This window comes from Methanofastidiosum sp. (assembly GCA_035362715.1).
Classification (GTDB): domain Archaea; phylum Methanobacteriota_B; class Thermococci; order Methanofastidiosales; family Methanofastidiosaceae; genus Methanofastidiosum.
Map to the genome: position 1 here is coordinate 1 of DAOSDU010000026.1, position 7,563 is coordinate 7,563.

The 7,563-nt window shown below is 38.6% G+C and carries 9 protein-coding genes; 6 read left to right on the forward strand and 3 right to left on the reverse strand.

The annotated features are described in order from the left end of the window. Positions 1-109 precede the first annotated feature (109 nt). On the forward strand, positions 110-361 hold the full coding sequence (locus PLI06_09980) for a hypothetical protein (protein HOI77920.1): 252 nt from the start codon (positions 110-112) through the stop codon (positions 359-361). A 1-nt stretch (position 362) separates the two neighbouring features. Here the strand turns inward: PLI06_09980 and PLI06_09985 are convergent, their stop codons facing one another. Together PLI06_09985 and PLI06_09990 are read right to left on the reverse strand one after the other, a co-directional pair. Next, positions 363-803, reverse strand: coding sequence for a hypothetical protein (locus PLI06_09985; GenBank protein ID HOI77921.1), 441 nt, complete (start codon positions 801-803; stop codon positions 363-365). A gap of 61 nt (positions 804-864) precedes the next feature. After that, positions 865-3,018, reverse strand: a complete 2,154-nt coding sequence (locus PLI06_09990) for a PAS domain S-box protein (GenBank protein ID HOI77922.1) — start codon at positions 3,016-3,018, stop codon at positions 865-867. A gap of 162 nt (positions 3,019-3,180) precedes the next feature. Between PLI06_09990 and PLI06_09995 the strand changes: the two genes are divergently transcribed. From PLI06_09995 to PLI06_10015, 5 genes are all read left to right on the forward strand, one after another. Further along, the gene (locus tag PLI06_09995) at positions 3,181-5,079 is read left to right on the forward strand and encodes a hypothetical protein (GenBank protein ID HOI77923.1); all 1,899 of its coding nucleotides are present in this window, start codon (positions 3,181-3,183) and stop codon (positions 5,077-5,079) included. Next, on the forward strand, positions 5,076-5,540 hold the full coding sequence (locus PLI06_10000; protein ID HOI77924.1) for a hypothetical protein: 465 nt from the start codon (positions 5,076-5,078) through the stop codon (positions 5,538-5,540). The genes PLI06_09995 and PLI06_10000 overlap by 4 nt, the downstream gene beginning before the upstream one ends. Before the next feature lie 202 nt (positions 5,541-5,742). Next, the gene (locus PLI06_10005; protein HOI77925.1) at positions 5,743-6,237 is read left to right on the forward strand and encodes a hypothetical protein; all 495 of its coding nucleotides are present in this window, start codon (positions 5,743-5,745) and stop codon (positions 6,235-6,237) included. A gap of 69 nt (positions 6,238-6,306) precedes the next feature. Then, complete coding sequence (locus PLI06_10010) at positions 6,307-6,615, forward strand: hypothetical protein (protein HOI77926.1); 309 nt, start codon at positions 6,307-6,309, stop codon at positions 6,613-6,615. Between the two features lie 10 nt (positions 6,616-6,625). Beyond that, the gene (locus tag PLI06_10015; GenBank protein ID HOI77927.1) at positions 6,626-6,784 is read left to right on the forward strand and encodes a hypothetical protein; all 159 of its coding nucleotides are present in this window, start codon (positions 6,626-6,628) and stop codon (positions 6,782-6,784) included. 31 nt (positions 6,785-6,815) lie between these two features. Here PLI06_10015 and PLI06_10020 read toward each other — a convergent pair. Then, on the reverse strand, positions 6,816-7,563 hold a 748-nt coding region (locus PLI06_10020; GenBank protein ID HOI77928.1), incomplete at its 5' end, for a DUF4209 domain-containing protein.

Here is a 7,563-nt window from a genome sequence, read left to right on the forward strand (position 1 = left end):
AATAGGGAAAATAGGGAAAATTAATTTTTTTCCCTTTTCTTAGGGATAAAGTATAGTCCACATATGCCTTAATAAAATCAGGTGATGCAAAACGGCAGCAATAGTTGAAATGAACAGGAAGAAGTTTGTTGAAGGAAACGAGATAATAGCCGCATGGAAGAGCACGACAGGCTGGCACTGGTTCGCAACTGAAGTGTCTGAGATTAGACAAGTTGGAGACGAAACAGGGGGGTCTATGATAAACGGAAACCCAGAAAACGACATAATCTACTATGGCTTAGTTTTAGGGCCAACAGAGGAGTGGGGCTGCTTTTCTGGAAGGGAATTAGAAATGGACAAAAGAGTAGAAAAATTATTTTAATTTATTTATTTTCTTCGAATCTTTTCACCATAATTTTTCTTAGATTTTTATGAGTGTCAGCAGAATGTGATTCGATAGAATCAATAAACTCCATCTTGTCAGCCATTTCTTCCAAGCTTTTAACATAGTTTGATATGTCTTCTATTTCCAAACTTAAGTCCTTATTTTTTATGCATACCTCTAACCAGCCTCTGACATCAGAAAGCGCCATGGCACAATTTTCTATATCTTCAAGTTTTTCTTCCCCGGCCTGTTTACTTAGGATTTCCAAAGACCTATCTGACATATCATGGCACTTTTTAGATATCGCATGTATTTTTTCATTTATATCCCTGTCATTTTGAATCTCTATTTCTTCATCAAGGTTTTCAAACTTGTCACTGCTTATTTTTAGATTCCTAGCCAGAAAGTCTTTTACCCTCTTTTTGTCAGAATGTTCCATGTGCTCACAATTTCGTTTATAATAATAATTCACCTTTTGCGTCAACATTCGCCGGATTTTCTTACATATACCTCTTCAAAAATCGTCTAGTATCCTCTGTGTCCATCCAGCCTTGGTCTAGTTGTTTTATTATCTCTTCAATTCTGGCTATTTGTCTCAAAAAACGGTTTTTTGTTTTCTCATCTTCAATATCAACTTGTGCAAATCCACAAATAATTGTTAATGGATTTCTTATATGATCCACGAGGTGTGCAAAGTACTCTAGATTTTCCCCTAATTGCTTTTGAGATCTATTAATGAGGGTGACATCTTCTGCTATTCCCCTATACCCTCTAATCTTCTCATCGTTGTCTTTCCAAAGAGTGAAGTCAAATAAAAGGTCTAACTGGCGTCCATCTTTTGTTTTCCATTGTGACTGGAAGTTTTTGACAAATCCTTTCTCCTCAATCTCATCTTGGAATATTTTCCTGTCGTTAGGATTAACGTAAAGGGAATACACATCAAGTCCAATCAGTTCTTCTTTTGGGTACCCCAATAGATCGGCCGTGGCTTGATTGGCATCAAGTATAATACCTTCACGACTTGTCATCCATATCGGATTTTTAGAGTCTTCAAACAGCGTGCGATATTTCTCCTCACTTTCTCTTAACGCCTTTTCAGTCATTTTAAATTCATTGATATCACGAATTGATTCTATTGCCCCGACTACATTGCCGTCTGCATCATGTAGCGGGGACGCTATAGCCCACACATAAGCTCCTTTGCCATTGTAAAGTGCTGGAGTAAATACTTCAACGTATAATGCGTTTCCTTTTCGCTTGACAAAATCATATTTAGAGGAAATCTGAGATCCAGATTCAAAAATGAGGTCTATCAAATAGGGCCTCTGCTTACCATAAAATGGAACTGCTCCGTAGGAACGGTCCTTTCCTATAATCTCTTCTTTTGGAATTCCAGTCATTTGTTCCATCGCACGATTCCAAGCTCTGATTCTCTCATCCTTGTCAATAATAAAAGTTGCATCAGGTAAGAATTCTATTATGTCTTCAAGCTGTTTGTTTGTGGATCTTAAACGATCTTCAGCTTCCTTTCTTTCAGTGATGTCTTCAACGATGCCTTTGTAGTGAGTTATGCTTCCATCTGAAGTTCTGACAATAAATGACCAATCACTTACAAATTTTATTTGCCCCAATTTTGTTATTATACGATAGGTTTCATGTTCAAATTCAGTTCTATCTTTTTTCTTACTGAATTCTTCAACTTCTTGAGAAACTCTTGAAAGATCATCTGGATGGATGCAACTTGCATAGGAAACTTTTCCAGAAGTAAAATCTTCAGCACTATGCCCAAAAAGCGTTTCAACATTTTCTGAAACAAATTCAACTGGCCAGCCTTCTGCATTCTTCCATGTAAAAGCTACGGAGCGGCTCTTGTTAATAATAGTCAGAGCTTCCATTAGTTTCTCTTCAGTTTGTTTCTGTTTTGTGTTATCCCTTCCAACCGCCTGAAATTCTACAATATTATCTGATTCGTCAAACAATGCCCTTAGTACCCATTGTTGCCACCTTTCCTCTCCTGAAGACAGTGTTATGTAATTATCATATGAAATTATGGGCCTATCTTTTGAAAAAAGTGTTAATTCATGCTCTATTTCTTTTAGTATGTGGTCGGAAATGTATCGCAGATAGTTAACACCAATTATATCTTCACGTTTTTTTAAATAATATTTGCATAGCGCATCATTAACAAAAGTCATAGTGCCGTCGGGAGTGAACCTGCATATCAATTCAGTCTGGTCTTGAACAATGGCATGGTATCTTTCTTCGCTAACTCTTAAATCCTTTTCAGCTTTTTTACTTTTTGTTATATCATTAATAACAAAGAGATGCAAATCAGGCGAGATGTTGGCGATAGCCACGTATCCAACTACAATTTTCTTTCCATCTTTTCTTAAGATTTGATATTCTCCTTTTTGTTTTCCTTTATTCAAGAGGCCTTGCCATAGTTTCCTTCCAGTTATAAGATTGGAAGGTGGAGCGATATCTTCAATCTTCATTTTCAATAATTCATCTTTCGAATAACCAAGAATGTTGCAAGCCTCATGATTTACGTCAACAAAAGCAGAGTTATTGCCAATTAGCATCACGCCATGAAAAGAATATTCAACAATATTCCTGTATACGTCCTGGCCATCAGGAATCAATATTTTGTTCATGGGAATCACATTAATAGATATAAAAATATTTACTAATCTTAACATAGTAATGAAGAAGTATTAAAAGATTTTGGTAATATTGAGATTTTCGCAATTTCTATTATTTTTAAACAAAAATAGACAACTCATATAAACTCTTTCCCCAGTCTAGATAATCTTTGATTGTCTTTTCTTGCGAAAATTAATCCCTACGGCACAGTAATTTCTGGCCTTAAAAATAGAGTTGCATTACTGGAGAAGGAGCTCTCTATTGTTGGGCAGGATGACAACCTTTACTTAAAAGAAACATCCGAGCCGAAGTTCCCAACGATATCAAAGGAGAAGATCCTGAAATACTGTGATCATTCCCCCCTTGTCCAGCCAATCCACAACGCAATAATACGTGAGGTCACAAACGCCGGATGGTCGATCAAGCCCCTTTTCAACTCTAAGTGCAGCAAATGCGGGAAAGAGTATGATAGACCTGAAGATGTTAGTTGTGATTGCGGGGGGAAAATATTAAGGCCAGAATTAGAGCAAAAAAACAAGCTCCAGTCCTTCATAGACAATCCTCATCCAGATATAGATCTTTATTCAATCATAAGATCCGCCCTCAAATGGGAGCTTTGTATTGATGACTATTATCTATCCCTTTCTTACATAAGGCAGAACGACAGGGGAAAGTATTTCATAATGGAGGCGCCCCAGGCACTCTATGTTGAGAATCCTCTTTTGATTGGGAAGGTTAGGCGTGGCGATTCTGATTGGTCGTACTTCTGCCCCATCTGCAATCTGCTTGATGAAGAATATTTATCAGAGTCAAAGGGGAAGTGCCCCAAGCATAAAATAGAGCTTTGGGAGACGGCATACGTACTTTATGCCGGGAGAAGGATAAGAAGGCGCTACTCCAAAAGAGAGATAATAGAGGGCCACTTCAATAGGAGACTCCCGGATGAATATGGCACTCCAATAATCCAGGCATGCATAAATCAGATAGAAGCGGCCCTAAATCTAGACCTCTTGAATCGTGACACTTTTGAGAAGGGTACACTTGCAAAGATATTTGCCTTCGAGGGCTATACGCAGGACGAAGTGGCGTCCTTAGAGCAGGCAATAGCATCGATGGCCGAAAAAAGAAAAAGCATAGGCTCAAAGCTATTCAATCTTTTCCTGGGAAACTCGAAAGGCAAGATAGAGATACATGACGTGCTTTCTGATCCCTCAAAGCTTCAGGCGCTGGAGTGGCACCGCTACTACCGTGACATGCTCCTCTCAAATTATGGCGTGAGTCCCGTCTTTGCAGGCACAGTTGAGAGCGGCAAGGCGGGGAACAATCCTATGCTGCAGATTGACGTGATGGCGAACACCACAAAGGCATGGATGAGGACTATCTCTGAGCCTATAAACACTGTTCTGCTTTCAGCTCTTGGTATAACGGACTGGTACTTTGATTTTGATGAGATAGAGCGTGAAGACAAGAAAGAGTCGGCATTGGTCCAGAAGCTAAGGGCAGAAACAGTCGCCATCTACAGAAGCTCTGGGCTTGAGATGAAGTTCTCCAGGAACGAGTCGCCGGAAGAGGCGGCCATGCTTTTGGCATACGCTTACGGCTGGAGGGATGGAAAGCCCCTCCCAATGTCCAGTTTTAAGGCCAGGCCAAAGATAAGGCCAGACTGCATTTCTCTTGACTGTCTTCTATCAAAGATCAATGACGAGGGCCGGATTGTTTTTCTGAACGCAACAGTGAACAGGGTCTCAAACGTCAGGGAGGAAGAAGGGGCCATAAGGCTTCGGACCACGGGGATTGAGATAACTGATGGTAAGGATAAGATTTGGGTCAACTGCCACGACACAAAACCTTTCACTTCAAAAAAGAGCGGAAAACTAATCCCGGGGAGATTCCTTTCTACAAAGGCGCAGCTCAAAAGGACGGATCTTATCGGATCCCTCGTCTCATTTTACAACATCGAGGCAAGGATTTCAAAGAACGGCGAGCTAAGCCTCAACACCGGGCCGTACTCAAACTTCTCCTATGAAAAAAATGAGCAGAATGAAAAATCCCCTTTAGGCGAGGCCTCATGAGCCGCATCGCAACAATCTTTGAGCCGATGCCTTCCTCAAGGTATAACGGCGCTGAGGGCGAGGAGGAGTTTCTGGTTCACTGCTTAAGGAAAGAGCTAAACGTCAGACTATCCCTTAGCCCTTATTCAAACTGTGACTTCAGAATTTCCGGCAAAAGGATTGATGTCAAAACGATATCAAATGACTACGGCCCCTCCCTTGATTTCAATGTCAACGTCCCATCGTGCCAGGTGTCTTTGGAGCAGGATCTCTTTGCTTTTGTATTCCATGACAGGTTCAAAGGCACTTTCACTATTGCCGGGGCCATTGACAGGGACACACTCCTAAAGAGGGCCAGGCTCATGAGGAAAGGGGAAACAGAGAGGAACGGGTGTTTCCAGTACAAGTGCGACACATATGTCATGAAGGTCGAGGAGCTCTTGCCCTTGGAATCACTTGTCGGAGCAAAGATTTCGGAGTGAATATGATTGATTTCATACTACACTTTGGCCCTATTTTACTTACAGGTTACTTACAAAGTGCCATTTTTAGAGCCAGTTTTACTTACAGCCATCATTACAAAACCCCCTTTTTTAGGCCTATTTTACTTACAGGTTACTTACAAAGTGCCAATTTTAGGGCCAGTTTTACTTACAGGAAAATCCATTTTTCAGAGGGGGTAGTATGGGGAAAAGCCAGTTGAGGTATGGGAAGAGGCTGATCCAGGCATGGCTTCCTGAGGATCTTCTGAACAGATGCTGCACCGTATCAACTAAGGGATTTACAGAGACAATAACTGAGGCCCTAACTCAATATGCGGAAAGGAACAAATCAGAGCTTGAATTACTGGAAAGCCAGTATGAAAGCGCTATTTTGGAAGCTACGAGGTTAAAGGCTAAAATTGATGAATTGACTAAGATTAATCTCAAAGAAACGAAAATACAGATTGATAAGGGCATTAAAAATACAAATAAGCTTGTTGAAAGGCAATTAAGCGAAAAAGAGCGCAATGAAATCTGGGAAGGGAAGATAAAACCTCTTCTAAAAAAGAAGATTTTTGAATCTGGAATTAACAGCGTCTTAAGTGATGAGCGCCTCCTAAACAACTTTTCTAATGGCCTTGGCATTTCCACTGGAGAATTGAAAGAAAAGATCTCCATTGAATGGGGTGTAGTGTAGTGTAGTGTAGTATGTAGTATAGTAGTAAGTAAGTAGTAAGTAATAAGTAATAAGTATGGAGGAAAAATATTGGCAAAAAGTATTGATGTTATGGAAAAAAGGCAGATGGAAAATCTCCCAATGCTATCAAGAGAGGAGCTCTACGGCTTTGGCATTATTGATATTTCAGAGATGATCATATCAATTGAGCATGCCATTAATTACACCGAAGGGTACAGATTTTTGCTTTTGTGTTTTGGCAATGAAGGATCATCGGATAAGGCAAAGATGATCATGAAAGGATTAGAGGATTACCTACAGATCGTAAAAGATGTCTACCGCTTCAAGGTGGACGAGAAAAAAAAGAGGGAAAACTTCCTGAAGGGAGTGAATGCTTAGAGGTGGGGCTATGGAGAAAAATATACCTGAATCAAAGATGAGGGCTGTAAGATTTTATTTGGAAAACAAGGAGTTCTTGGAAGAGATGTGCATCATAGGAGATCCTTACATTAAGGCCATGGCAATGACGATAATAGTTTCGGCTAAAAAAATTCTAAACAATAATTAATTTTATTTTTTATATTAAATCAAATATTCCCCTATAATTCCTCAGTTTTAATAACTACATTATGTTTGCCAAGACGTAGAATTGCCAAAAGGATAAAATTCATGACCTCAATAGTATATTGTTGTGCGATAAACTCTGAGTGGGCTATTTTATTCCTCAAATTAAGGCCATAATCTTCTGCAAAAATATACCTAAAAAAGATAAGATCTTCTTCGTCTATTATTTTTTCGATATTTTTCTCATAAAGTAAAGTATTAAGGTCTTTTTTTGTTATGATATTATGCCCTTCATTTTGATGTCTAATATTAATGGTATCAATATTATTAAATTCACATATTTCTCTAAATACGCCTTCAAATTTTAACACCAATGAATCTATGTTTGGTATTAAATTTGGATAATATGAAGGATTTAATAAATATGTATTTAGCTTATTAAAATATTCGTGAATACTAGGTGCAATTAACGAAATCCAATTATAACTTAGTTCTTCTTCGAGATATACGTTAGTGGGAAAATTCTTTCCATATATGGATTTAGAGGATAGGAGTTCTAATAATATTTTACCATTAAGTTTATTGCTTAGAAAGGCCTTAGTAATTATTTCTTTTAGTAAAATTGTAGTGTGCATATATAGTATATGTCCATATGCTTTGAGTTCATAGTATTTCTGTTCATCGGGATTATAATGTTTAATAGGATTTTTACCCTCATCTATTATCTTTTTTGGAAACAAGGATAAAAGTGACTGTTTAGAATAACTTTCAACAAATTCTCTA